Annotated in this window: 23 protein-coding genes; 14 read left to right on the forward strand and 9 right to left on the reverse strand. The window is 64.4% G+C overall.

The features are described from left to right. The first annotated feature begins 29 nt into the window (after positions 1–29). The 3 genes from ABJ363_07295 to ABJ363_07305 all read left to right on the forward strand — a co-directional run bounded on the left by ABJ363_07295 (position 30) and on the right by ABJ363_07305 (position 2,890). Positions 30–1,262 (forward strand): acyl-CoA dehydrogenase family protein, encoded by a 1,233-nt coding sequence (locus ABJ363_07295; protein MEP4378790.1) that lies wholly within the window; start codon positions 30–32, stop codon positions 1,260–1,262. After that, positions 1,262–1,588, forward strand: coding sequence for an antibiotic biosynthesis monooxygenase (locus ABJ363_07300; GenBank protein ID MEP4378791.1), 327 nt, complete (start codon positions 1,262–1,264; stop codon positions 1,586–1,588). Before ABJ363_07295 ends, ABJ363_07300 begins: the two co-directional genes overlap by 1 nt. A gap of 66 nt (positions 1,589–1,654) precedes the next feature. After that, positions 1,655–2,890 (forward strand): amidohydrolase family protein, encoded by a 1,236-nt coding sequence (locus tag ABJ363_07305; GenBank protein ID MEP4378792.1) that lies wholly within the window; start codon positions 1,655–1,657, stop codon positions 2,888–2,890. A 103-nt stretch (positions 2,891–2,993) separates the two neighbouring features. On the opposite strand, the gene ggt is transcribed toward ABJ363_07305, so the two are convergent. Beyond that, entirely contained in the window at positions 2,994–4,616 is a 1,623-nt protein-coding gene (gene ggt / locus ABJ363_07310) for a gamma-glutamyltransferase (GenBank protein ID MEP4378793.1), read from the reverse strand. 88 nt (positions 4,617–4,704) lie between these two features. Between ggt and ABJ363_07315 the strand changes: the two genes are divergently transcribed. From ABJ363_07315 to ABJ363_07325, 3 genes are all read left to right on the forward strand, one after another. After that, positions 4,705–5,952 carry a Zn-dependent hydrolase gene (locus ABJ363_07315; protein ID MEP4378794.1) on the forward strand — a complete coding sequence of 416 codons (1,248 nt, stop codon included), beginning with the start codon at positions 4,705–4,707 and terminating at the stop codon, positions 5,950–5,952. A gap of 297 nt (positions 5,953–6,249) precedes the next feature. Then, positions 6,250–7,896 (forward strand): AMP-binding protein, encoded by a 1,647-nt coding sequence (locus ABJ363_07320; protein ID MEP4378795.1) that lies wholly within the window; start codon positions 6,250–6,252, stop codon positions 7,894–7,896. A 35-nt stretch (positions 7,897–7,931) separates the two neighbouring features. Continuing rightward, positions 7,932–8,399: a MaoC family dehydratase gene (locus ABJ363_07325; protein ID MEP4378796.1), complete on the forward strand. Its 468-nt coding sequence runs from the start codon at positions 7,932–7,934 to the stop codon at positions 8,397–8,399. A 103-nt stretch (positions 8,400–8,502) separates the two neighbouring features. On the opposite strand, the gene ABJ363_07330 is transcribed toward ABJ363_07325, so the two are convergent. Next, a complete protein-coding gene (locus tag ABJ363_07330; protein MEP4378797.1) occupies positions 8,503–9,576 on the reverse strand; it encodes a phosphotransferase in 1,074 nt (357 codons plus the stop codon). Between the two features lie 7 nt (positions 9,577–9,583). Beyond that, positions 9,584–10,057 carry a MaoC family dehydratase gene (locus tag ABJ363_07335; GenBank protein ID MEP4378798.1) on the reverse strand — a complete coding sequence of 158 codons (474 nt, stop codon included), beginning with the start codon at positions 10,055–10,057 and terminating at the stop codon, positions 9,584–9,586. Between the two features lie 117 nt (positions 10,058–10,174). On the opposite strand from ABJ363_07335, the gene ABJ363_07340 reads away from it, so the two are divergent. Then, the gene (locus ABJ363_07340; GenBank protein MEP4378799.1) at positions 10,175–12,268 is read left to right on the forward strand and encodes a 3-hydroxyacyl-CoA dehydrogenase NAD-binding domain-containing protein; all 2,094 of its coding nucleotides are present in this window, start codon (positions 10,175–10,177) and stop codon (positions 12,266–12,268) included. Here ABJ363_07340 and ABJ363_07345 read toward each other — a convergent pair. The 3 genes from ABJ363_07345 to ABJ363_07355 are packed head-to-tail and all read right to left on the reverse strand — an operon-like array spanning position 12,265 to position 15,012. Next, a complete protein-coding gene (locus ABJ363_07345) occupies positions 12,265–13,722 on the reverse strand; it encodes an NADH:flavin oxidoreductase (protein ID MEP4378800.1) in 1,458 nt (485 codons plus the stop codon). The two genes, ABJ363_07340 and ABJ363_07345, sit on opposite strands and share 4 nt — an antisense overlap. A gap of 1 nt (position 13,723) precedes the next feature. Next, positions 13,724–14,224, reverse strand: a complete 501-nt coding sequence (locus tag ABJ363_07350) for a MarR family transcriptional regulator (protein ID MEP4378801.1) — start codon at positions 14,222–14,224, stop codon at positions 13,724–13,726. Then, the gene (locus tag ABJ363_07355) at positions 14,224–15,012 is read right to left on the reverse strand and encodes an SDR family NAD(P)-dependent oxidoreductase (GenBank protein MEP4378802.1); all 789 of its coding nucleotides are present in this window, start codon (positions 15,010–15,012) and stop codon (positions 14,224–14,226) included. The genes ABJ363_07350 and ABJ363_07355 overlap by 1 nt, the downstream gene beginning before the upstream one ends. Positions 15,013–15,078: 66 nt before the next feature. Between ABJ363_07355 and ABJ363_07360 the strand changes: the two genes are divergently transcribed. The 7 genes from ABJ363_07360 to ABJ363_07390 all read left to right on the forward strand — a co-directional run bounded on the left by ABJ363_07360 (position 15,079) and on the right by ABJ363_07390 (position 21,005). Continuing rightward, positions 15,079–15,474 carry a RidA family protein gene (locus tag ABJ363_07360; protein MEP4378803.1) on the forward strand — a complete coding sequence of 132 codons (396 nt, stop codon included), beginning with the start codon at positions 15,079–15,081 and terminating at the stop codon, positions 15,472–15,474. Between the two features lie 94 nt (positions 15,475–15,568). Further along, on the forward strand, positions 15,569–16,744 hold the full coding sequence (locus tag ABJ363_07365) for an ABC transporter substrate-binding protein (protein MEP4378804.1): 1,176 nt from the start codon (positions 15,569–15,571) through the stop codon (positions 16,742–16,744). Between the two features lie 82 nt (positions 16,745–16,826). Then, positions 16,827–17,750, forward strand: a complete 924-nt coding sequence (locus ABJ363_07370; protein ID MEP4378805.1) for a branched-chain amino acid ABC transporter permease — start codon at positions 16,827–16,829, stop codon at positions 17,748–17,750. A gap of 8 nt (positions 17,751–17,758) precedes the next feature. Next, entirely contained in the window at positions 17,759–18,721 is a 963-nt protein-coding gene (locus ABJ363_07375) for a branched-chain amino acid ABC transporter permease (GenBank protein ID MEP4378806.1), read from the forward strand. After that, positions 18,718–19,494: an ABC transporter ATP-binding protein gene (locus ABJ363_07380; GenBank protein MEP4378807.1), complete on the forward strand. Its 777-nt coding sequence runs from the start codon at positions 18,718–18,720 to the stop codon at positions 19,492–19,494. The genes ABJ363_07375 and ABJ363_07380 overlap by 4 nt, the downstream gene beginning before the upstream one ends. Next, positions 19,494–20,195 (forward strand): ABC transporter ATP-binding protein, encoded by a 702-nt coding sequence (locus ABJ363_07385; GenBank protein ID MEP4378808.1) that lies wholly within the window; start codon positions 19,494–19,496, stop codon positions 20,193–20,195. The genes ABJ363_07380 and ABJ363_07385 overlap by 1 nt, the downstream gene beginning before the upstream one ends. Positions 20,196–20,282: 87 nt before the next feature. Beyond that, positions 20,283–21,005 (forward strand): hypothetical protein, encoded by a 723-nt coding sequence (locus tag ABJ363_07390; protein ID MEP4378809.1) that lies wholly within the window; start codon positions 20,283–20,285, stop codon positions 21,003–21,005. Positions 21,006–21,355: 350 nt separating this feature from the next. Here the strand turns inward: ABJ363_07390 and ABJ363_07395 are convergent, their stop codons facing one another. From ABJ363_07395 to boxB, 3 genes are all read right to left on the reverse strand, one after another. Continuing rightward, the gene (locus ABJ363_07395) at positions 21,356–22,072 is read right to left on the reverse strand and encodes a hypothetical protein (GenBank protein MEP4378810.1); all 717 of its coding nucleotides are present in this window, start codon (positions 22,070–22,072) and stop codon (positions 21,356–21,358) included. Positions 22,073–22,151: 79 nt separating this feature from the next. Then, the gene (locus tag ABJ363_07400) at positions 22,152–23,735 is read right to left on the reverse strand and encodes a benzoate-CoA ligase family protein (protein MEP4378811.1); all 1,584 of its coding nucleotides are present in this window, start codon (positions 23,733–23,735) and stop codon (positions 22,152–22,154) included. Between the two features lie 11 nt (positions 23,736–23,746). Continuing rightward, positions 23,747–25,165: a benzoyl-CoA 2,3-epoxidase subunit BoxB gene (gene boxB / locus ABJ363_07405; protein ID MEP4378812.1), complete on the reverse strand. Its 1,419-nt coding sequence runs from the start codon at positions 25,163–25,165 to the stop codon at positions 23,747–23,749. Between the last annotated feature and the right edge of the window lie 4 nt (positions 25,166–25,169).

Here is a 25,169-nt window from a genome sequence, read left to right on the forward strand (position 1 = left end):
CAGGCAAATAAGAACCGGGGAACAGGATAATGGATTTCGAACTAACGCCGCGCTGCCTGGAAATGCGCGCAGATCTCATCGCCTTCATGGACGAGTTTGTCTATCCGAACGAGGAGACCTTCGACACGCAGCTCGACAACCAGGGAACCCGCTGGCAGACACCGCAGATCGTCGACGATCTCAAGGCAGAGGCAAGGAAGCGCGGTCTGTGGAACCTGTTCTTGCCCGATGACCATCACGGCGCGGGGCTGACCAATGTCGAATATGCGCCGTTGTGCGAGATCATGGGCCGGGTCGACTGGGCGCCGGAAGTGTTCAACTGCAGCGCGCCGGACACGGGCAACATGGAGGTGCTGCACATGTACGGCACCCCCGAACAGCAGGCCGAATGGCTGACCCCGCTTCTGAACGGCGAGATCCGGTCGGCTTTTGCGATGACGGAACCTGACGTGGCCTCGTCGGACGCGACCAATATCGAATGCTCGATCACCCGCGACGGCGATGAATATGTGATCAACGGCACCAAGTGGTGGACGTCGAACGCCCCCAACCCGCGCTGCCAGATCATGATCGTGATGGGCAAGACCGACCCAACGGCGGCACGCCATGAGCAGCAGTCGCAGATTCTGGTGCCGCGCGACATGCCCGGTGTAACAATCGAACGCACCCTGAATGTCATGGGCTATGACGATGCGCCCCACGGTCATGCGGAGGTAACATTCGACAATGTGCGGGTGCCTGTGGCGAACCTGTTGCTCGGCGAGGGGCGCGGCTTCGAGATCGCCCAGGGCCGGCTGGGTCCGGGCCGCATCCACCATTGCATGCGGGTGATCGGCGTCGCCGAGCGGGCGCTGGAGGCGATGTGCAAGCGCGCCACCGAACGCGAGACCTGGGGCAAGCTGCTGGCGGAGCGCGGCATCACCGAGGAACGTATCGCCCAGTCGCGGATTGAAATTGAAATGTGCCGCCTGCTCGTGATGAAGGCGGCCTGGATGATGGACACCGTCGGCAACAAGGAGGCGCGCCAGGAGATCGCCATGATCAAGGTGGCGGCCCCGAACATGGCGCTGGGTGTGATCGACCGCGCGCTGCAGCTCCATGGCGGCGGTGGCATGGCCGACGATTTCCCGCTGGCGTTCATGTATGCCCGGGCCCGCGCGATGCGCCTGTTCGATGGTCCCGACGAGGTCCACCGGCGCCAGATTGCGCGTATGGAGCTGCGCCGCCAGGTCGATGGTTGGCCGCGTAACCGGGGCGTCTGATGATCGCCGTCATCTTCGAGGTCTGGCCGGCCGAGGGACGGCTCGACGATTATCTCGGTATCGCCCACGACCTGGCGGCCGAGCTCGAGAAGATCGATGGGTTCGTCTCGGTCGAGCGGTTCGAGAGCATCTACAACCCGGGCAAGTATCTGGCCCTGTCGTTTTTCCGCGACGAGGAAGCGGTGCTGGCCTGGCGGAGCCACGCGGAGCATCGTGTCGCCCAGGCCAGGGGCCGGGGCGGCATCTTCGATAATTACCGCCTGCGAGTCGCCGAGGTGCTGCGGGACTACGGACCCAACGATCGGGCCGAGGCGCCGGCGAAGTAGTCACGTTGTTTGCGTCGGGTCGGGAACTGTTCGATGCTGACGTCTGGTATTTAGAGGGGAATTGTCATGAGTCTGGATCTGGTTCTACGCAATGCGCGGGTTGTGGGTGGCGACGCGGGTGCGGCCATGCAGGACATCGGGATTTCGGATGGGCGCATCGCGGCCATCGAGGCGGCGCTTCCTGAAGGCGGCGAGAGCCTCGACGTCGCGGGTGGGCTGGTGTCCGGCGGGCTGATCGAGACCCATATCCATCTCGACAAGTCGCGCATCCTCGACCGCTCCGAACCCGCGCCGGACCGTGGCATGGATCACATGAAGCGGGTCTCGGCCGTGAAGCCGGGGTTCACCGTGGAAGACGTCTATAAACGCGCCGGCGCATCGCTGGAGACTGCGATTGCCCATGGCTGCACCCAGATGCGCACCCATGTGGAGGTCGATCCCAATGTCAGGCTGAAGAGCGTCGATGCGCTGGAGCAGCTGGCGAAGGACTATGCCTGGGCGATCGACCTGCAGCTTTGCGTGTTCCTGCAGGAGGGCTGGACCGGCGTGCCCGAGGGCGACGCCAATCTGGTCGCGACCCTCGAGCGTGGCGCCACGGCCATCGGCGGCGCCCCCAGCTATGACGATGACGGCCCGGGACAGATCAACCGCATTTTCGAGCTCGCGAAGGAATACGACGTGGATGTGGACATCCACCTGGATGTCGGCCCCAACCATGATCATCTCGACATCTATCAGGTCTGCGAACTGGCCGACAAAATCGGCTGGGGCGGCCGGGTCGCCGTCGGCCACGGCTCGAAATACTCATCCATGCCGCCGGGAAAACTGGCCGATCTCGGCAAGCTGATGTCCGACAGCGGCGTGACCCTGACGGTGCTGCCGGCGACGGATCTGTTCACCGTCGGGCGGCATCAGGATCACTCGGTGATGCGCGGCGTGGCCGATGGCAACGCGCTGGCGGCCCACGGCGTGAATTGCTGCCTGTCTACCAACAACATCCTCAATCCGTTTACGCCGTTTGGCGATGGCTCGCTGATGCGGATCGCCAACATGTACGCCAACGTCGCCCAGCGTGGCACGCGGGACGAGCTGACCGAGTGTTTCGCCATGATGACCGACCGGCCCGCGAAGTTCCTCGGCCGTGACGATTACGGCGTCGCCGTCGGCAACGCCGCCGATCTGGTGGTCTGGGACGCGGAGACGGCGGCCGATGCGGTGGCCATCAACGCCGAGGCGCGGTTCGGTTTCAAGGCAGGCCGGCGGACCTTCACCCGCGCGGCAGTGGAGTTGCACCGGCCGTAGCACCAAACCTGTCATGCCCGGACTTGATCCGAGCATCTCACAATGACCGCGACGAGATACCCGCATCAAGTGCGGGTATGACGTGCGTGTAAAAGGACGACGGTCAGTACCCCACAGCCGCACCGTCCGAGCGTGGGTCCGAACCGCCGGTATAGAGCCCGGACCCCGGCTCAATAACGATGCCGTGGGCCTGTCCGGCCCGGTTGTTCCAATCCGGCCAGCGGTTGATCTTGTGGCCGCGCGCCGCCAGCGCGGTGATCGTGGCCTCGGGCATGCGCCCTTCGAGATGCAACGGGTCGCGCGCCTCACCGAGCGAGATACGCCCCGACAGGAAACGCGGCATCTCCAGCGCTTCTTGAATGTTCAGGCCGAAATCGATCATGTCCGTCAGCAGTTGCAGTTGGACCTGGGGCTGCCCGTCCGCGCCCTGGGTGCCGAACACCGACCACAGATCGTCGCCACGTTTCGTCATGGCGGCCATCAGCGTGTGCAGTGGGATCTTGCCCGGTTCGAGCCGGTTGGGATGCGCGGCGTCAAGCGAGAAATAGCTCGCCCGGTTCTGCAGCATGATGCCGGTGTTGCCAGCGACGACACCCGATCCGAAGGCCGCGAACAGGCTCTGGATCAGGGAGACCGCGTTGCCCTCGCTGTCGATCGCGGCCATGTAGACCGTGTCGCCGTCGAGGCTGCCATGGGACGGTACCTTGTCCCAGGGCAGGGCGGTTTGCATGTCGATCAGCCCGCGCCGTTCGTCGGCATAGTCTCTGGAGATCAGCCGGTCGACGGGGACGTCCACGAAGTCGGGGTCGGCCAGCAAAAGGTCCCGGTCATGGAAGGCGATCTGCTTGGCCTGAACCAGCAGGTGGATGTGATCGGGGCCGAGAAACTCCATCTTGTGCAGGTCCAGCGGCTCGATAAGGTTGAGCATCTCCAGGACCGTGAAACCTTGCGTCGGTGGTGGGGTGTTGTAGACGGTGACACCGCGATACGAACCGACCAGCGGCTCGCCCCATTGGGCTTTCTGGCCGGCGAAATCCGCCACCGTGAACACACCGCCATGCGCCGCGGCAAACCGCGCCATCTCCGTTGCGGTCTCGCCATCGTAGAATCCCGCCCAGCCGGCGTCCGCGAAACGTTCGAGGCTACGCGCGAGATCGCGATTGACCAGTTTCGTTCCCGCCGCCGGCGGCGTGCCGTTGGGCAGAAAGATGCGCGCGGAATGCTCATGCTCGCCCAGGTCGTCATGACGCTCGGCGATATGCTCCGCCAGCCGTTCGGTGACCGGGAACCCGTCGCGGGCGTAGCCGATGGCGGATTCGAGGATGCGCGGCAGGGGCAGCCGGCCATACGCCTTGTGCGCCTCGTCCCAGCTCGCCAGCGCGCCGGGCACCGTCAACGTCGCCGGAATCACCCCACGAAACGGAATTTCGGAAAGCCCGCGTTCTTCCATAGCCGCGATCGTGCCGCCCGACGCCGCTTTGCCGCCGCCGTTCAGATATCTGACCCGGCGCGTTTTCGCGTCATGGATCAGCCAGAAGGCGTCGCCGCCGATGCTGGTCATGTGGGGATAGAGCACCGCCAGCGCGGCGCTGGTGGCCATCGCCGCGTCCACCGCCGACCCGCCCGCGCGCAGCACGTCCACCCCGGCGGCCGAGGCGAGCGAATGGGGAGAGGTGACGAGCCCGTTGGGTGCCAGGGTGACCGGCCGTCCGGTTTGTGAGTCCATGATTTTGTAACGCGACCTGTGAGGAAATGACGGGAGACGGTATCATGCCCGAAAGCCGTTCTCCCACCCCGTCCCGGAACGCCGCACCATGAACGAACCGCGCAATCTTTCCATTGATGGTGATCGCCTGTGGCAGTCGATCATGGACATCGCCGAGATCGGCCCGACCGAGAAGGGCGGCAGCCGGCGCCTCGCGCTGACCGATCTCGACCGGGAGGCGCGGGACCTGTTCGTGTCCTGGTGCGAGGCCGCGGGCTGCGCGGTGACGGTGGACCAGATGGGCAACATCTTTGCCCGCCGCGCTGGGCGTGACGACAGCCTGCCGCCGGTCGTCACCGGCAGCCATCTCGACACCCAGCCGACCGGGGGGCGCTTCGATGGCATCTTCGGGGTGCTGGCCGGGCTCGAGGTGATCCGCAGCCTCAACGATCTGGATTACGAGACCGAGCACCCCATCGAGGTGGTGGTCTGGACCAATGAGGAAGGCAGCCGGTTCGCCCCGGCGATGATCTCGTCGGGTGTGTTCGGCGGCCAGTTCTCGCTGGAGCACGGCCTGTCCCGCGCCGACGCAGACGGGCTGACCATCGGCGAGGAACTGGCGCGTATCGGCTATGCGGGCGAGCTGCCCGTCGGCGGGCGTGACCTGCACGCCTATGTGGAGGCCCATATCGAGCAGGGTCCCATTCTGGAAGACGAGGAGATCACCATCGGCGTGGTTACCGGTGCCCAGGGCCAGCGCTGGTACGAGATCACCCTGACGGGCCAGGAATCTCATGCCGGCACCACGCCCATGGAGCGGCGCAAGGACGCGCTGGTCGGCGCGGCGCGGATCGTCGAGCTGGTCCACCGGGTCGGCATCGACAACGCGCCCGACGGCCGCTCGACCGTGGGGATGATCGAATCCTATCCCAATTCACGCAACGTCATCCCCGGGCAGGTCTTCATGACGGCGGAGTTCCGCCATCCCGACGACGATGTCCTGCGCGACATGGATGCCAGCCTGCGCGCCGGCATGAAGGATATCGTCGCGGAGATCGGGCTCGAAAGCATGTTCGAGGAGATTTTCTATATCGCACCGATTGTGTTCGATGAACGCTGCGTCGCCGCCGTGCGCAACGCAGCCGAAAGCCGCGGTCTCTCCGCCCGTGAGATCATCTCCGGCGCGGGCCATGACGCCTGCAACGTGGCGGCGGTGGCGCCGACGTCTATGATTTTCATTCCCTGCGTCGACGGGATTAGCCACAACGAGGTCGAGGACGCGAAGCCCGAATGGGTCGCTGCCGGCGGCCAGGTGCTGCTGGGCGCGATGCTCGAACTGGCGGGCGGGGGTTCCTAGTACCTGTCATGTCCATCTCTTCTCGTCACTCCCGCGAAGGCGGGAGTCCATAAACGCCGACGCGGGACCGGGCAGGCGCCTGTGACGATGGATGCCCGCCTGCGCGGGCATGACGATGGAGAGTGATTCACCTACTCTCCGTCGTCACGCGGACTTGATCCGCGTATCTCAGCGCAAACCGAGACGAGATGCCCGCATCAAGTGCGGGCTTGACGCCGATTGTTGTCACTGGATCCCGTTTGGCGGCGGCGTCCTATCTGGCTAGAGTCTCCCCAACAATAAACCGGGGGCTGTTCGGTGAAAATCTCACAGACATACGATGAAGCTTGGGGCGACTGGCGCTGGGACGTGCCGGACCGCTTCAATATGGGCGTGTCGGTCTGTGACGCGCAGGATCCGAAGGCCACGGCGTTGATCGTGCCGCAGCCGGACGGCGGGCGGCGTGAATATTCCTTCGGCGACCTGAAGGCGCTGGCGAGCCGGCTTTCCAACCTGTTCGTGGCGCAGGGCCTGCAACGCGGCGACCGGGTCGCGGTGCTGCTGCCGCAGATGCCCGAGACACTGGTCGCCCACATCGCCGCCTACCGCGCCGGCCTCGTGGCGATGCCGCTGGCGCAATTGTTCGGACCCGACGCGCTGGAATACCGGCTGTCGGATTCGGGCGCGCGGGCGATCATTACCGACCGGGCGAGCTGCGAGAAGATCGCGCAGATCAGGGATTCGCTCCCCGACCTGGAACTCGTCCTGTCGGTCGATGGGCCGGCGGACGATGGCGCGGGCGGCGCGCTCGATTTCCATGCCGAACTGGCGCGCGCGAAGGACAGCTTCACCCCGGTCGATACGTCGAATGGCGATCCCGCGCTCCTGATCTACACCTCCGGCACGACGGGCAATCCCAAGGGGGCGCTGCTGCCCCACCGCACCATGATCGGGCATGTGCCGGGGGTGGATTTCATCTTCGACTTCCTGCCCCGGCCCGGCGACGTCATGTGGACGAATGCGGACTGGGCGTGGATCGGCGCGCTGATGGATTCGGCGATGCCGGCGCTCTATCACGGCATCCCGCAGGTGGTGAACCCGCCCGGCCGCTTCGACCCCGAGGCCGTGTTCGATCTGCTGGCGCGCTATGGCGTGCGCTGCGCCTTCATTCCGCCCACCGGGCTCAAGGTGATGCGTCAGGTCGAGAACCCGCGCGCGCGCTACGACTATGATCTGCGCACGATGTTCTCGGGCGGCGAGGCGCTGGGGACGTCGCTCATGGACTGGGGTCGCGAACAGCTCGGCGTGACCATCAACGAGGCCTACGGCCAGACCGAGTGCAACGTGATCGTCGGCTGCTGCGCGTCGGTCATGACCCCGCCCGACGGCTCGATGGGCCGCGCCTCGCCGGGCCACACGCTGCGGATCATGGACGAAGCGGGCGCGGTCCAGGCCCCGGGCGATCTCGGCACCATCTGCGTCAAGGCGCCCGACCCGGTGATGTTCCTCGAATACTGGAAGAACCCCCGGGCGACCGAGGAGAAGTTCATCACCGACGGGAATGGCGACCGCTGGCTCGACACCGGGGACAAGGCGACGATGGACGAGGAGGGCTGGATCTACTTCGTCGGGCGCGCCGACGATGTGATCAACTCCGCCGGCTACCGGATCGGCCCCGCGGAGGTCGAGAATTCGCTCCTGACCCACCCGGCCGTCCAGACGTCGGCGGTGATCGGCGTGCCGGACGAGGCGCGTGGCGAGCTGGTGAAGGCCTATGTAATCCTGAAGGACGGGCAGACCCCGTCGGATGCGCTGGCGGCGGACATCCAGAACCACGTCAAGACACGCCTGGCGGCACATGAATTCCCCCGCGCGGTCGAGTTCGTCACCGAGTTGCCGATGACGACGACGGGCAAGATCCAGCGCAAGGTCCTGCGCGAGCGCGAAGCGGCGAAGGCGTCCTAGACGGGCGTCGACGGCGCGCGGGGGAGAAGGCAACGATGGCGAAGTTTTCCCATCCGGACGTGTTCCTCGATCTCGTCGGCACCGAGCTCGGCGTCAGCGACTGGGTGCTGATCGACCAGCCGATGATCGACGCGTTCGCGGATGCGACCAACGACCATCAATGGGTGCATGTGGACCCCGCGCGCGCCGCGCGCGAACTGCCGACCGGTACGACCATCGCCCACGGGTTCCTGGTGCTGTCTTTGCTGGCGCCGCTCAGCTACGAGATTTTCGACGTGGGTCACGTCGCCCACGAGCTCAATTACGGGCTCAACAAGGTCCGCTTCACGGCGATGGTGCCGGCGAATTCGCGGGTGCGCCTGCGCCAGGTGCTGGCCAGCGCGGAGAAGCGCGAGGATGGCGGTGTGTCGCTTGTCCTCGACGCGACGATCGAGCTGGAGGGCAGCGAACGTCCCGCCGCCGTGGTGCAGAATCTGCGCCTGATTTATCCCGAGGATGATTGAGTTCCTACAGAACCTTCGTCATGCCCGGACTTGATCCGGGCATCTTGTCTCGGTCCGCGTAGAGATACGCGGATCAAGTCCGCGTATGACTGTTTTTGGTGGGTCAGCCCGCACCCTCCACCAAACCCCATGCCCGGATCGACAGCTGCCGGGTCAGGTCGCGGCGCAGCAGCGCCTCGGGGGACGAGGCGTTGCCCTGCAGCCCGCGGTAGTAGACGCCCTGGATGATCGCCGCGAGGCGGAACAGGGACAGCACCAGATAGAAGTTCCAGTTCTCGATCTCGTCGCGCCCGGTGTGTTTGCAATAGGCGGCGACGTAATCGGCTTCGGAAGGAATGCCGGGAACAGAAGTGTCGAGCCCGCGCATGTCGCCGAAGCTTTCCTCCGGCCAGTGATAGGGCAGGCAGTTGTAGGCGAGGTCCGACAGGGGATGGCCCAGGGTCGAGAGCTCCCAGTCCAGCACCGCGATCACCCGGGGTTCGTCATGGGCGATGATCAGGTTTTCCAGCCGGAAGTCGCCGTGCACGATTGTCGTCTCGCTGTCGTCGGGCATGTTGTCGGGCAGCCAGGCCATGAGATGGTCCATCTCGGCCAGCTCGTCGGTCTTCGACGCCTCATACTGCTTCGACCAGCGGACGACCTGCCGACCCATATAGCCACCCACGCGGCCATAATCGCCGAGGCCGACCGCGTCGAAATCCACCTGGTGCAGGGCGGCCAGGGTCTCGATCATCGAGGCGGAGATCGCCGCGCGCTCTTCGGGCGAAAGATCCGGCAACGAAGGGTCGTGGAACACCCGCCCGTCGGCATGGTCCATGAGGAAGAACTCGGTGCCGACGATGGACACGTCTTCACACAACGCCAGCGTCCGCACCACGGGGACCGGCGTGTCGGCCAGCGCCGAAGTGATCCGGTGCTCCCGGTCAACCGCATGGGCTGACGGCAGCAGCTCGCCCGGCGGCTTCTTGCGCAACACGTAGCGCCGGCCGTTCGCGTCGGTCAGCAGGAAGGTGGGGTTCGACATGCCGCCCTGGAACTGGGCCAGCTCGATCGGGCCTTCGAAGCCCTCGATGTTGGCGGTCATCCACGCCACCAGGGCCGTGTCGTCGAACCGGTGCTGGTCCAGCACGGGCACGACCTGGTCGGTGCGCGAGTATGTGCGGTCGGCGGTGCTCATTCTCCTCTCAGCTCCCGATCGCTTCGGGAAACAAAAGCCGGACGGTCTGGGCGACGGCGGCGGGGCGCTCGCTGCCCTCCAGCTCGATGACGCTGTCGAGCACCAGATGCACGCTGCCGTCGGGGCGTTTTTCCGCGCTGGCCAGCGACTGGCGCAGCCGGACGCGGGAATTCACCGGCACCATGGCCGTGAAGCGCACCTTGTTGAGCCCGTAGTTGATCGTGTGGGCGAGGTTGTCGATCCGGAAGAACGGATAGCTCAGCCCCGGGATCAGCGACAGCACGAGGAACCCGTGCGCGATGGTCTTGCCGCCGGGCATCTCTTCGGCGGCGCGCGACGGGTCGACGTGCAGCCACTGATGATCGTTCGTCACGTCCGCGAATGCGTCGATCCGGGCCTGGTCGATCTCGACCCAGTCGCTGAGACCGAGCTCCTGGCCGACCTTGTCGAGGAATTCGTCGGGGTGCCCATAGTGAGACAAATCGGTGGCTCCGTTTGACCGGCCGGAACGCCCTGCGCATCATGGCCGCTGTTGCCGCATATAGTAGAACGGCGCGCCAGAATTAGCACAGGGCGAAGCGGGAATCAGGGGACGAAAATGAGTGAAGTCGTCGGATACGACATCGAAGGGCGGATCGCGGTCCTGACCATCGACAACCCGCCGGTCAACGCGCTGGGCCACGCCGTGCGCGAAGGCATCGTCGCCGGGGTGGAACGCGCCGTGGCCGACGACAGGGCCGACGCCATCGTGCTGATCGGCGCGGGCCGGACCTTTCCCGCCGGGGCCGACATCCGCGAGTTCGACCAGCCCGCGCGCGCGCCCCATCTGGTGGCGGTGATCGACCGGCTCGACGACATCGAAAAACCCGTCGTCGCCGCGATCCACGGCACGGCTCTGGGCGGCGGGCTCGAACTGACCCTGGGCTGCCATTTCCGTGTCGCGGCACCCACGGCAAGGCTCGGCACGCCCGAGGTCAATCTGGGCATCTTCCCGGGTGCCGCCGGGACCCAGCGTCTGCCGCGCGTGGCCGGGCTCGACCACGCGCTGGAGCTGATTGTCCTGGGCAAGCCTGTCAACGCGGCCACGGCGCACGAATACGGGATCGTCGACGAGATCGTCGAGGGCGATCTGCGGGCCGGCGCGGTCGCCTTCGCGGAAAAAGTTCTGTCCGATGGCACCCCGCGCCGGATCTCCAGCGAACCGCGCGAGGGGATCGGTGCGCCCGAGGAACATGCCGAGACCATCGGGAAGTATCGCGACCTCGCAAACCGGCGCTTTCGCGGTCAGGATTCCCCCCATCAGGCCATCGAGAGCGTCACCGACGGGCTGCGCATGCCCTATGACGAGGCGGTTGCGGCGGATCGTGCCCGCTTCGAGGCCTGCAAGAACAGCGGCCAGTCGGCGGCGTTGCGCTATGCCTTTTTCGCCGAGCGCGAGGCAGCGAAGATTCCCGATATCGGCAAGGACGTGGTCCCGCGCGAGATCAACACGACCGGCGTGATCGGCGCGGGCACCATGGGGCGCGGCATTGCCATCAGCCTGGTGGATGCGGGCCTGCCCGTGACCATCGTCGAGACCGGGCAGGAAGCCCTCGACGCGGGCCTGGCCGAGATCGCGAAGCTCTACGCGGCCATGGTCGCGCGGGGGCGGATCGATGAGGCGGCGAAAACCGAACGGCTCGGCCGGATCACCGGCGCGGTCGGCTACGATGCCCTGGCAGACGCGGATCTGGTGATCGAAGCCGCGTTCGAGGATCTGGACGTGAAGAAGGAAATCTTCGCAGCGTTGGAAAAAGCCGTGAAGCCGGGTGCCATTCTGGCCACCAACACCTCCTACATGGACATCGATGCCATCGCGGCGGCCACGTCCCGGCCCCAGGACATCATCGGCCTGCATTACTTCGTGCCGGCCAACGTCATGCGGCTGCTCGAGGTGGTCCGGGGTGCGGAGAGCGCACCCGACGCTATCGCCACCGGCATGGCGCTGGCCAAGCGCACCGGCAAGGTCGGCGTGCTCGCCGGCGTGTGCCACGGCTTCATCGCCAACCGGTCGCGTTTGCCGCTCGTGCGGGAGGCGACGTTCCTCGTCGAGGAGGGGGCGTCTCCGGCCCAGGTGGACAAGGTTCTGACCGATCTGGGGATGCCGCTCGGCCCGCTGGCCGTCAGCGATCTGTCGGGTCTGGATGTGAGCTGGCGGATGCGCCAGTCCTTGTCCGGCGAACGCGATCCCGACGCGCGTTACATGCATCTGGCCGACCGGATGTGCGAACGCGGCCGGTTCGGAATCAAGGCCGGGCAGGGCTGGTACGCCTATGAAGACGGTGGGCGACGGCCGCAACCGGACCCGGAGGTGGAGGCCATCGCCGCTGCCGTCGCGAAGGCGCAGGGCATCGCGCGCCGGGATATCTCCGACGATGAAATCAGGGCGCGTTGTCTCTATGCGGCGATCAACGAGGGGGCCAAGATTCTCGACGAGGGCATCGCCGCCCGCGCGTCGGACATCGACGTGATGTGGCTTTACGGCTTTGCGTTCCCGCGCTGGCGCGGCGGCATCATGCACATGGCCGACGAGATCGGGCTCGGCGAAATTCTCGACCGGGTCCGGGCCTTCGAGGCCGCCCACGGCAAGCTCTGGGCCCCGTCGCCGCTACTCGAACGGCTGGTGGCGGAAGGCGGCAGCTTCACCGGTTAGGTATCAGGCTCCCATTCCGGCGCGACCAGCCGCCGCTTGCCGTCTTGCGTCTTGGCGATCCCGGGTTCGTCCAGATTTTTCCGGTCCCAGAGCTGACAGGTCACCGGCACATGCTTCTGGTCCAGCGCCTCGCAGTAATTCGTGTACTCGCAGACCCGCACCGCCTTCCCGTGTCCGGAGCGCACCTTCCGGAACCAGTCGGGGTCGGCGAGGCTCTGGCGGGCGAAGCCGATGATGTCGGCCTTGTCGGCCTGAAGAATATCCTCGGCCTGCCGGAACCCGTGGATGCCGCCGGTCAGGACCACGGGCGTTTCGCACCCCGCCGCGCGCACCGCGTCGCGGATCGCCGCCACCGGTTCCACGTTCCGCCCGAACGGCCCGCGCGCATCGGAGATATACTGCGGCATGCATTCGTAGCCGCTCGGGCCGGTATAGGGATAGGCCGCCTGGCCGACCGCCGGGCGTTTGGCGTCCTCGAACTTGCCGCCGCGGGACAGGGACAGCACGTCAAACCCGGCCCGGGCGAACGCCGCTCCGAAATACGCCGCATCCTCGACGGTATTGCCGCCGTCGATGCAATCCTCCGACAGGAACCGCGTGCCGACCACGAAGTCGTCGCCCACGGCGGCGCGGACAGCCGCATAGACCTCCAGCGGCAGTCGCGCGCGGTCCTCGCGCGACCCGCCGTAGCCGTCGCCCCGGTTGTTCAGGGCCGAGAGGAACGAGGCCATCGTGTAGGCATGGGCGTAGTGCAGCTCGACCCCGTCGAACCCGGCGTCCCTCGCGCGTCGCGCGGCGTCGGCGAACAGGCCCGGCAGGACGGCGGGCAGTTCGGCGATCTGGGGCAGTTCGGTGTCCGTGACCCGTTCGCGATAGCCCTGATGCAGTGATTCCAGTTCCCGCGGCGTCAGCACATCGGCCAGTTCGTCCTCGGGCAGGCCTGCCAGATGGGCGCGGAGCTGATCCTCGGGCCAGTCGCTGGCATTGAGCGCGTCGCGGTGCCGGTCGGTGACCCCGAGGAACCGCTCGAAATACTTCGCCGGATCGGGCCGCCGCCGGACGGCGAGGAAATCGATCAGCTGGATGAAAAGCCGGGTGTGGCCGCCGCTCTCCCGGCGCACGGTCTCTGTGAGTTCTTTCAGCCCGGGAATGAACCGGTCGTTGCCGATCCGGAGCAAAGGCCCGGATGGAATATCCCGGATGCCGGTCGCCTCGACCACGATCGCGCCCGGCCGCCCGCGCGCGAACCGCCCGTACCAGTCCAGCACATTGTCGGTGACCTCGCCGTCGCCGGTCGCCCGCCAGGGCACCATGGCGGGCACCCATGTGCGGGCCTCAAGTTCGGTCTGGCCGATATCGACCGGCTGGAACAGCTTCGCGCCGGCGGCCTCGTCCGCGTCCGGCCAGGTGCCGGGGTCGGGTTCCCATCGAATACGCTCGGGCGGGCGCCACATTTCAGCGGTCTCCCTTGTCGGCGATCAGCGCGCCCTTCAGGCGGGCGAGATTTTCATGCAGCGCCGCGAGCTGTTTTCGGTCGACCCCCTCGAACATGCTGGCGATCCAGCCCGCATGGGCCGCGGACATCTTCGTGAAGGCGCGTTGGCCCTCGGATGTAAGTTCGATGATCTGGGCGCGCCGGTCGTTTGGGGCGGGCCGTCGGGCGACCAGATTTTCACCGACCAGCCGGTCGATGAGCGACGTGACATTGCCGTTGGTGACCATCAGGCGGCGTGACAGTTCACCCATGGTGAGACCGGCATCTGCACGGTCGAGCTGGGCCAGCAGGTCGAACCGCGCGATGGTGATGTCGAAGTCGGCGCGCAATCGTTCGCGAACTTCGCCCTCGATCATGTTCGTGCAGGTCAGGAGCCGCAGCCAGGTTCGCAGGTCGAGCCGGTCATCCGGCGTGAGACCGGTCTCGAAATCGCCGCGGGTACTGTTCGATCCGTCCGGCATCAGCCGTCCTCCGCGCCGGTAATCTCGATCGCCTGGCCCGTCACGGCGTTTGCGGCGGGGCCGCACAGCGCGGCGACCATCTCGCCGACTTCTTCCGGTTGGACCAGCCGGCCGCCGGCATTGGCGCCCGCCAGTTCGTCGCGGGCTTCGGCCTCCGACCGGCCGGTCTTCGCGGCAATGTTGCGTATGGCTTCCTGCAGCATCCCGGTATCAGTGTAGCCGGGGCAGACCGCGTTGACGTTTATGCCCTTGGCCTCGACCTCGAGCGCAAGCGCCCGGGTCAGGCCGACCACGCCATGCTTGGCCGCGCAATAGGCGGTCACGTAGGGAAAGCCTTCCAGCCCGGCGGTCGATGCGATGTTGACGATCCGCCCGTAGCCGGCCGCGATCATCGCGGGCAGGGCGGCGTGGATGCAGGCGTAGACGCTCGTCAGGTTCAGGGCCAGGGCGTCCTCCCATCGGCTGCGGTCCAGGCCTGTGAAGGGCACACTCTCCGCGCCGCCCGCGTTGTTGACCAGGATGGATGGTGGGCCCAGCGCGGCGACAAGTTCCGCGAATGCCGCGTCCACGGCGGCCCCGTCCGTGACGTCGAGGGTGCGGACGTGGACGGTTGCGTCATGCTGGTTGCGGAGTTCGACCGCGGTCGTCTTGAGATCGCGCTCGGTCCGCCCCAGCAGGACGAGGCCGGCGCCGCGCGCGGCGAGCGCCATCGCGACGGCGCGGCCAATCCCCCGCCCGCCGCCGGTGACAATCGCCAGTTTTCCGTCCAGTGGGGCAGGTTTGGTCATCTCGGCCTTGTGCGTGTTGCCATTATTATTTTATGATTAAAATATATAGAGGTGAAACATAAAGCGATGATCGAGATACTGCAACCGGAAGGCTGGGCGCGGCCCAGGGGATATTCCAACGGCATGGCCGCGTCGGGCCGTCTGGTGTTCGTGGGCGGCCAGATTGGCTGGAACCCGGAAACGGGCATGTTCGAGACAGATGATTTCGCCCCCCAGGTCGGCCAGGCGCTGGAGAATATCCGCGCGGTGCTGGCGGAGGCGGGCGCACGGCCCGAACACATCACCCGGCTCACCTGGTTCGTCACCGACAAGCGCGCCTATCTGGAAAATCCCAGGGGCGTGGGCGGTTTCTACCGGTCCGTCATGGGATCCCATTTTCCGGCCATGTCGGTGGTCGAGGTCTCGGCGCTGGTCGAGGATCGGGCGCGGGTCGAGATCGAGGCAACGGCGGTTTTGCCTTGAATTTGCGGTTCAGCCGAAAGACTTACGCGTTCGGTGCTTTCCATCGGTCGGGCGATATGGTCCGATAGGGAAAATCTCTAGGGAGGAGTTGAAAATGCTCAAGAAAATGCTTGGAACGGCTGCGGCCCTGACGCTTCTGGCGTCGCCGGCCGCCGCGGACATCAAGATCGGTTTCGTGACCACCCTGACGACCCCCGTGGCGGTCATCGGCAAGGACATGCGCGACGCCGTCGAACTGGCCGTGGAACATCTCGGCGGCAAGATCGGCGACGACGATATCGAAATCGTCTATGCCGATGACGAGTTCAATTCGCAGAAGGGCAAGCAGGCCACCGAACGCCTGGTGCTCCGCGACAATGTGGATATTGTCACGGGCTACATCTGGTCAAACGTGCTGTTGGCCTCGGCACCGGTTGTGCTCAACGCGGACAAGATTCTGATCAGCGCCAACGCCGGCCCGTCGCCGCTGGCCGGCGCGCAGTGCAACGCCAACTTCTTCAATATCGCCTGGCAGAACGACCAGACCCCGATGGCGCTCGGCGAGCTGCTCAACCAGCAGGGGGTCAAGTCGCTCTATCTGGTGGCGCCGAACTATGCCGCCGGCCAGAACATGGTTGCGGGCGTGGAACGCACCTTCAAGGGCAAGGTCGTCGGCAAGGACATGACCGTCTGGCCGTCCCAGCGGGACTGGTCGGCCGAGCTGTCCAAGGTCAAGGCGGCGAAGCCCGACGGGGTCTTCACCTTCTACCCGGGACCGGCCGGACCGGCCTTCATCAAGCAGTATCAGCAGGCCGGGCTCGAGGGCCAGGTGCCGCTCTATTCGGTCTACACGCTGGACTCGATCAGCCTGCCGCTGTTCCAGAAGGCGGGCATGGAGACCGTGCTGGGCACCAAGATGACCCAGTTCTGGGCGCCGGATCTCGACAATGCGGCGAACAAGAAGTTCGTCGGCGACTTCCGCAAGAAATACGGGCGTTACCCGTCCTTCTATGCCGCGCAGAGTTATGACGCGATCAACTACATCGCGTCTGCGGTCGCGGCCGTCGATGGCGACATGAACGACACGGACGGGCTGCGCGCCGCGCTCAAGAAGGCGGACTTCGATTCCGTGCGTGGCAAGTTCACGATGGGTAACAATCATTTCCCCATCCAGAACTTCTACGAGCGCACGGTCGTCAAGGATGCCGACGGCAACTGGACGACGGCGGTCGGCAAGGCCGTCCTGACCAACCATCAGGACCCCTATGCCAGCCAGTGCAAGATGAAATAGGCTTTCGTGAATTCGATCGTGTGGGCGGGGATGCGCAGGCATCCCCGCTTGCATATCTGAAGCCAATCACCGCCAGGGCGCGATGGACTACGTCCTCCTCACCGAACAATTCCTGAACGGGTTTCAGCTCGGCATCATCCTGTTCCTGATGGCCGCCGGGCTGACCCTGGTGTTCGGCATCATGGATCTGGTGAACCTTGCCCACGGGTCGATGTTTATGATCGGCGCGTTCGTCGGCGGCACCATCACCCTGGTGACGGGGTCCTTCATCGTCGGCGTGGTGCTGATGATCCCGGCCATGCTGATCATCGGCATCATCGTCGAGATGACGACCCTGCGGACGCTCTATCCGCGCGATCACCTCGATCATGTGCTGGCCACCTTCGGGCTAATTCTGTTCTTCAATGAGGCGACGCGCCTTGTCTGGGGGCCTGAGGGCCTCGTCGTTCCCCTGCCGGACTTCCTCGACGGCACGGTGGCGCTGGGTGCCATCACCTACCCGGTCTACCGGATCGTCATCATCGCGGTCGGCCTGCTGGTCGCGCTGGGGCTCTACATCCTCGTCTCGCGCACCCGCATCGGCATGTTGATCCGTGCCGGCGCGTCCAACCGCACCATGGCCGGGGCGCTGGGCGTCAACATCCCGCTGCTGTTCTCCATCGTCTTCGGGATCGGTGCGGTGCTCGCCGGGCTCGCGGGGCTGATCATCACGCCCATCACCGCGGCCCAGATCGGCATGGGCGAGGATGTGCTCATTCTCGCCTTCGTGGTGATCGTCATCGGCGGCATCGGCTCGATCAGGGGCGCCTTTATCGCCTCCATCGTCACCGGCGTGATCGACACCATGGGGCGGTCCTTCCTCGATGTCTTCCTGCTGTTGTTCCTGCCGGAGAACGCGGCCGAGTCCGCCGGGCCCGCCCTGTCGTCGATGATGATCTACATCCTGATGGCCGCGATCCTGTTCTTCCGGCCCCAGGGGCTGTTCCCGCCCAAGGGCGCGGGGTAGCGGCGATGATGGAGCATCTCAGAAGCCCGGCGAATATCCTGACCCTCATCGTGGTCGGCCTGTGCGCGGTCGTGCCTTTCTTGGCACCCGCGCTGGGCGAGCCCTTCTACGTGATCGTCTTCGCGCGGATCATGATCTGGGCGATCGCCGCGGTCAGCCTCAACCTGATCATGGGCTATGGCGGCATGATCAGCTTCGGCCACGCGGTCTATCTGGGGATCGGCGGCTACACGATCGGCATCCTCGCCTTCCACGGCATCACCAGCGCCTGGATCCAGTGGCCGGCGGCGATCGGCGCCTGCGCGCTCATCTCGCTGATCTTCGGCGCGATCAGCCTGCGCACCAAAGGCGTGTATTTCATCATGATCACGCTGGCGCTGGCCCAGATGATCTTCTTCCTGTCCGTCAGCGCCGAGCGCTACGGCAGCGACGACGGGCTCAACATCCTCTCGCGCAGCGATTTCGGCGTGAGCTTCTTCGACCTGAACGACAAGCTGACCATGTACTACACGATCTTCGCGGTCCTGCTGGCGAGCGTGTTCATCAGCTGGAAGCTCGTCCATTCCCGCTTCGGCGTGGTGATGCGGGCGGCGAAATCCAACGACACGCGGGTCCAGGCGGTCGGCGTCTCGACCTACAGATACCGGCTGATCGCCTTCGTCATCGCCGGCGTGATGTGCGGGATCGCCGGGCTGCTCCAGGCCAATTTCGAGCGGTTCGTCTCGCCCGACATGATGAACTGGCCGCGCTCGGGTGAGCTGATCTTCATGGTGGTGCTCGGCGGCATGTCCACATTGTTCGGCCCGGTCACGGGCGCGTTCGTCTTCCTCATGCTGTCGGAGATCCTGTCGACCTGGACGATCCACTGGCACATCATCTTCGGGCCGTTCCTGGTGCTGGTCGTGCTGTTCGCGCGCGGCGGCATCCACGGGCTCCTGACGCGGCGTTCTGACAAGGGGGTCGGACCGTGAATAGCGTCACGCCGGAAATAAGCCTGGAAGCCCGCGCGCTGCAAAAGAGCTTCGGCGGCCTGACGGCGACCGACAATCTCTCCCTCGAGGCCGCGCGCGGTGAGATCCACGCGGTCATCGGCCCCAACGGTGCGGGCAAGACCACGCTGGTGCATCTCCTGTCGGGCCTGCTCAAGCCCGACGGCGGTGAGATCCTGTTCGAAGGGCGCGACATCACCCGCCTGTCGGCCCCCGCGCGGGTCAAGCAGGGGCTGGCGCGGTCGTTCCAGATCACCAGTATCTTCCGGGACTTCACGGTGCTGGAGAATGTCATGCTGTCGGTCCAGGCCGGGCAGGGCCACAGCTTCCGCTTCTGGAAACCCGCCGCGCGCGACGAGAGCTTGCGCGAACCGGCCCGCGCGCTGCTGGAAAAGGTCGGCCTCGGAGAGCGGACCGACGTGAAGGCCGGCAACCTCGCCCATGGCGAGCAGCGCCAGCTCGAGATCGCGATCTCGCTGGCCACGAACCCGACCTTCCTGCTCCTCGACGAGCCGATGGCCGGCATGGGGCCCGAGGAAAGCCAAGGGATGATCGACTTCCTCAAGGCGCTCAAGGGCGACTACACCATGCTGCTGATCGAGCACGACATGGACGCGGTGTTTGCGCTGGCCGACCGGATCACGGTGCTGGTCTACGGCCGGGCGATCGCCACGGGCACGCCCGACGAAATCCGCAACGACGCGTCGGTGCGCGCGGCCTATCTCGGTGATGATGCAAGCGAGGAGACGGCCTGATGCTCGAGGTGCGCGCCATCGAGGCCTCCTACGGCGACAGCCAGGTTCTGTTCGGCATGGACCTCACGGTCGGCACCGGTGAGGTCGCGACGTTGCTCGGCCGCAACGGCATGGGCAAGACCACGACCGTGCGCACGATCATGGGGATCATGCGCCCCCATGGCGGCAGGATCATGTTCGAGGGCGTGGGCATCCAGGGCCTGCCGTCCTACCGGGTGGCCCAGGCGGGCATCGGGCTGGTGCCCGAAGGGCGGCAGATCTTCCCCAATCTCTCCGTGCGCGAAAACCTGATCGCCACCGCGCGCAAGCGCCGCGGGGAGGGCGAGAGCTGGAATTTCGACAAGGTGATCGACCTGTTCCCCGGGCTGGCGCCGCGGCTGGAGAGTGCGGGTAATCAGTTGTCGGGCGGTGAACAGCAGATGCTGGCGGTCGGCCGCGCCCTGATGACCAACCCGCAACTGCTCATCCTCGACGAAGCCACGGAGGGGCTGGCGCCGCTCATCCGGACGGAAATCTGGAATTGCCTCGCCGACCTCAAGACCGCCCGCCAGTCGATCCTGGTGATCGACAAGAATGTGGACGCGCTGACCCGCATCGCCGACCGACACCACATCGTCGAGAAGGGCCGGGTGGTCTGGACCGGCACGTCGGACGAGTTGCGCGCCGACGCGGCGCTTCAGGCGCGGTATTTGGGGGTTTGATAAGCACTCCTTCTGATTCTACTCCCAATCCATTGGACTAACTTGATACTTTGCTATGTCTGCGAGCTAGCAAGTGGGAGATGCGAAGTGGCAAAGCACGACTTGAAAAGCGCTGCAGAGATTAGAAAGAGGTTTATTGACGCTGGTTCCAATAACCAGATCGTAGCGGCGCGTTGGAAAGTGCTTGATGAGGCACTAGCCACCTATGTGGCTGTCGGCACCTACTTGGCAGTCGATTCAGTAGTCAATGATGAGAAGCAAGATTGCTCAAGAGCGTTGGTTTTGTTGTGTCGTATATGCTCCGAGTTGTTCGGAACTGTGGCTAACGAAATACGTTCGGACCGCTTTTACTCTGCTTCTGTGGTTCTCCGACAAATTGTCGAGGTCGAGTACCTGATGTTTATGGGGTACTTGGATATTAAGAATCTGGAGATGTGGCTGCATGCAGACGGGGAAACACTACGTAAAGAGTTCACTCCACAAAGGATGCGGAAGCGTTCTGATGGACTTTTCAGCGATCGAGAGTATTGGACACACTGTGACATTGGAGGGCATCCAAACCCGAAGGCCCGTCTGATGCTCGCTGGCTACAGTCATGTCATGCCACCAGTTGCATCGCTGCTTCCTGACTCGATACACCACGTGGTGCGTTTGTGGACTTCAACCAGATTTGTCTTGGAGGATCTCCTTGGGGACCGCATCAACAGTATAAGTTCATGTGAAACGTTTGATGTTGCGATTGAAGAATGGAGATCGAGAGAGGATGGCCTAGTACTTTCATATGACGGAATATCGCAAAATCAGAACTAAGTCGGTCATGGAAAAAATCACGTCATGCGCAGACTTGATCCGCGCATCTCGAATCTCGGTGCGAGCGGGTTTGGCGAGATGCCTGGGCCAGGCCCTGAGCTAACATTTCTAGTTTGGGATCCTCAGACGCCCCTTTTGATCGAGTTCTAGTTGGAGACCTAAGGATCTGATTTTCGCTTCGAGATTGGGATGATGCTCAATGACAATTCCATCCCAGTTAGATTGTTTGCAGATTCGACAGATCGTCACGTCCCATTGCCTCACATACTTCCAATGGTGTTCGTGAGGTTTATCGTCAATGGATGTCTCACAGAGAGCACAGTTCGCAATGATGGTCACTGTCATGTCTCCTAGTCTGTATAGAAGGTTTGTAGCCACTCAGTTTTGACGCGATGGAACTCGACGCGAGCGTATTTTGCTCCCTCCCATGAGATGGGAAGAAAAGAATCGATCATTTCGCCGACTTGGACCGCTAACTTCCCCATTTCGGAGAGAACCGCAGTCAATATCTCTTTCTCGATAAAGGGCCCGATGACCGCGTCTCCGTTCTTTTGAGGTCGCATCATCCATGACGATTTCATATTTGGGTGCGCTGCAAGCTCTGAAAATAGATCGTAAACTTCGCCTCGTTTCTTAGTCGTGAAACCGTCACGCTTATCCAGTTTTTTTCTGATTTTTGCCGGAGAGAACTCTTTCATACGAGTTATCCTGTCGGCAAATCTCCATGTCTCGATCTGCGCTCGGTCTCCACGAAACAAGTCCAATAGAAAAACTGTCTCCAAAATGTCGCGCATGATGATTGCGCTATTCTGTGAATAGCCGGAAAGAGCCAATTTCAGACTTGCGCCTAGAGCGTTGAAAATTCGCATTCCGAGTATTTGGGTTACTTTCAAATCCTCGTCTTCCGTTTCAAACTGTCGATGCAAGTCAGCAAGGTTCATTGCTGATTCTACAACTTGGAGATGCAGTCGGAGCTTCTTATCAGCTTCCAAAAGCTCCAGAGCCTTTGTTCGAAATGTTTCTTCCTGCTGGTGCAAGCTGTCTAAGTTTGTAGGAACTATGCTCATCGTTCTCTGTATTGGGTGTTGGTCCACGCCGCGTTGTGGCGATAAAACTTCAATGCAACAGTCAAGCAGGGACGAAATTTTAACCCCTTAACTTGAACCGTTGAATCTTCCCCGTCGCCGTCTTCGGCAGTTCGTCCACGAAATGCACCCAGCGGGGATATTTGTACCGCGCGAGTTCTTCCTGGCAGAAGGTCTTGAGCGCTTCGGCCAGCTCACCGGACGCGTCGCCGGGGTTCTTCAGGATCACATAGGCCTCGGGCTTGATCAGCTCTTCGTCGTCCGGGCGGCCGATGACCGCCGCCTCGAGCACCGCGTCATGGGCCACGAGCCGGGCCTCGATCTCCACCGGCGAGACCCAGATGCCGCCGACCTTGAGCATGTCGTCGCTGCGCCCCTGGCAGGTGAAGTAGCCCTCGGCGTCGACCGAATAGGAATCCCCCGTGCGGATCCAGCCGTCGGCGATGGCCGCGGCCGTGCGTTCGGGCTGGTTCCAGTAGCGCGAGGTGACGGAATCGCCCTTGATCAATAAATGGCCGATCTCGCCGATGGCGACGGGGTTCTCGTCGTCATCGACGATCCGCGCCTCGTAGCCCGGCACCAGCTTCCCCGTGGCGCCGGGCCGGGCGTCGCCGGGACGGTTGGAGATGAAGATGTGCAGGATTTCCGTCGTGCCGATCCCGTCGAGAATGGTCAGGCCGGTGCGTTCGCGCCAGCGCGCGAACAGGCTGGCGGGGAGCGGCTCGCCCGCCGACACGCACATCCGCAGGCTCGACAAATCCGCATCGCCGCCCTCCAGCGCGTGGAGCTGGGCCGCGAGCAGGGTGGGCACGGCGTAGTAGATCGTCGGGCGGTAGCGTTCGATATGGTCGGCCATGATATCCGGTGTCGGCCGCCCGGCGAACAGCACCGCCTGGCCGCCGGTCCACAACGGAAACGTCATCGCGTTGCCGAGCCCGTAGGCGAAGAACAGCTTGGCGGCGGAGAAGTGGACGTCGTCCGCGGTCACCCCCAGCGTCTCGACCCCGTAATACTGGCTGGTCACCACCATGTCCCGGTGGGCATGCACCGCGCCTTTCGGTGTCCCGGTAGAACCCGACGTGTAGAGCCAGAAACAGTCGGCGTCGGCCGTCGCGGGCGATGCTTCGAGGTCGGGCGCGGCGTTGGCCATCCGCGCGGCGAGGCTGCTGTCGTCCGCGCCGGTACCGCCCTCCGTGGGAAAATCATGCGCCGGGGCGGCCGCGGCGATGGCCGGTTCCAAGGCCGCGGCGAATTCCGGCGACCAGACGACGCAGGCGGCGCCCGAATCCTCGATGATGAACTGCAGATCCCCCGCCCGGAGCAAGGTGTTCACCGGTACGGGCACGAAGCCCGCCTTGATCGCGCCCCAGAAGGCGAAGAAGAAGGCCGGGCAGTCCTTGATGGCGAGGATCACGCGGTCGCCATGTTCCAGCCCCAGCGCCGCCAGCGCGTTGCCCGCCCGGTTCACGCCTTCGGCCAGCTGGGCGTAGGCCGTGTCGCCATCGTCGCTGCGGATCGCGATCCGGTCGCCCCGGCCTTCCGTGACGTGCTGGTCGATGAAGGCCACGGCCACGTTGAACTGCGCGGCGAAGTCGAGTTTCGCGGGGCTGGTCGATGTATCGACGGTGACGGTGTTGGGAGTCATGGCATCACCGCTCAGTGAAACAGCACATATTCGTAGTCGATGGGCTGGCCGTGGATGCCGCGCCTGGGCGGGGCGATCCAGCTGGCCATCTTGCCCGGCTCGGTGACCGGCACCATCAGGGAGTTCACATAGGCCTGGTCCTCGTCGGTCGGCAGCCATTCAGCCTTGCGCCTGGCCCATTCCTCGGCCGAGATCAGTTCGTCCTCCGGCGTCGCCTCGATGCCGGAATAGATGCCGATCGAGCGGTTGAACTTCTCGTCGGGCAGGGTGAGTTCGACGTCGATGTCATGCGCCGCAATCATCTTGTTGAAGCGGTTCAGGCCCCGCTGGCTGTCGGCGGTGTAGTCCTGGCGCAGTTTCAGGTTCATCGCCGTCAGCGCCGCGATGGTCTCGGTGTCGATGCCGCCGTCGTCGGTCACCCTGGCGATCTCCAGCTGCTCCCCGTCGAGTTTGTGGTCGTCGTCCAGCTTGGTCTCCTGATAGCGCCCCTTGAGCCCCATGGAGAAATAGTTGGCGGCGTTGGTGGAGCGCTCCGACCCGAACAGGTCGAGGCAGATCGAATAGTGGAAGTTGATCCATTTCTGGATCGTCTCCAGGTTGATCCCGCCGAACGGCCGCACGTCCGTGCTGTCATGCTCGCGCATCAATTCGCACGTCCGCTGCAAGATCCGCATGACCCCGGTCTCGCCCACGAACATATGATGGGCCTCTTCCGTCAGCATGAAGCGGCAGGTGCGCGACAGCGGGTCGAAGCCGGATTCCGCCAGTGCCGCCAGCTGGAACTTGCCGTCCCGGTCCTGGAAATAGGTGAACATGAAGAAGGACAGCCAGTCGTCGGTCTGTTCGTTGAAGGCCTTGAGGATGCGCGGGCGGTCCGGGTCGCCGGCATGGCGTTCGAGCATCTCGTCGGCCTCCTCGCGCCCGTCGCGCCCGAAATAGGCGTGCAGCAGATAGACCATCGCCCAGAGATGGCGGCCTTCCTCGACATTCACCTGATACAGGTTCCGCAGATCGTAGAGCGAGGGCGCGGTGCGGCCCAGCTGGCGCTGCTGCTCCACCGAGGCGGGCTCGGTGTCCCCCTGGGTCACGATCAGGCGGCGCAGCTCGGACCGGTACTCGCCCGGTACGTCCGCCCAGACCGGCTCGTCCTTATGGGCGCCGAAGGCGATCTTCCGGTCCGGGTCCGGCTCGGCGAGGAAAATTCCCCAGCGATAGTCGGGCATCTTCACATGGTCGAAATGGGCCCAGCCGTCGGTGTCGACGCTGATCGCCGTGCGCAGATAGACCTCGATCTCGTTGGAGTCGACCGGCCCCATATCCTTCCACCACTGGATATAGGCCGGGTGCCAGCGCTCCAGCGCGCGCAGCAGGCGCCGGTCGTCGCCCAGATGGACGTTGTTGGGGATTATCTCGTTGTAATCGGCTTTCATGATC

The sequence above is a fragment of the Alphaproteobacteria bacterium genome, assembly GCA_039980135.1.
Classification (GTDB): Bacteria; Pseudomonadota; Alphaproteobacteria; order UBA6615; family UBA6615; genus UBA8079.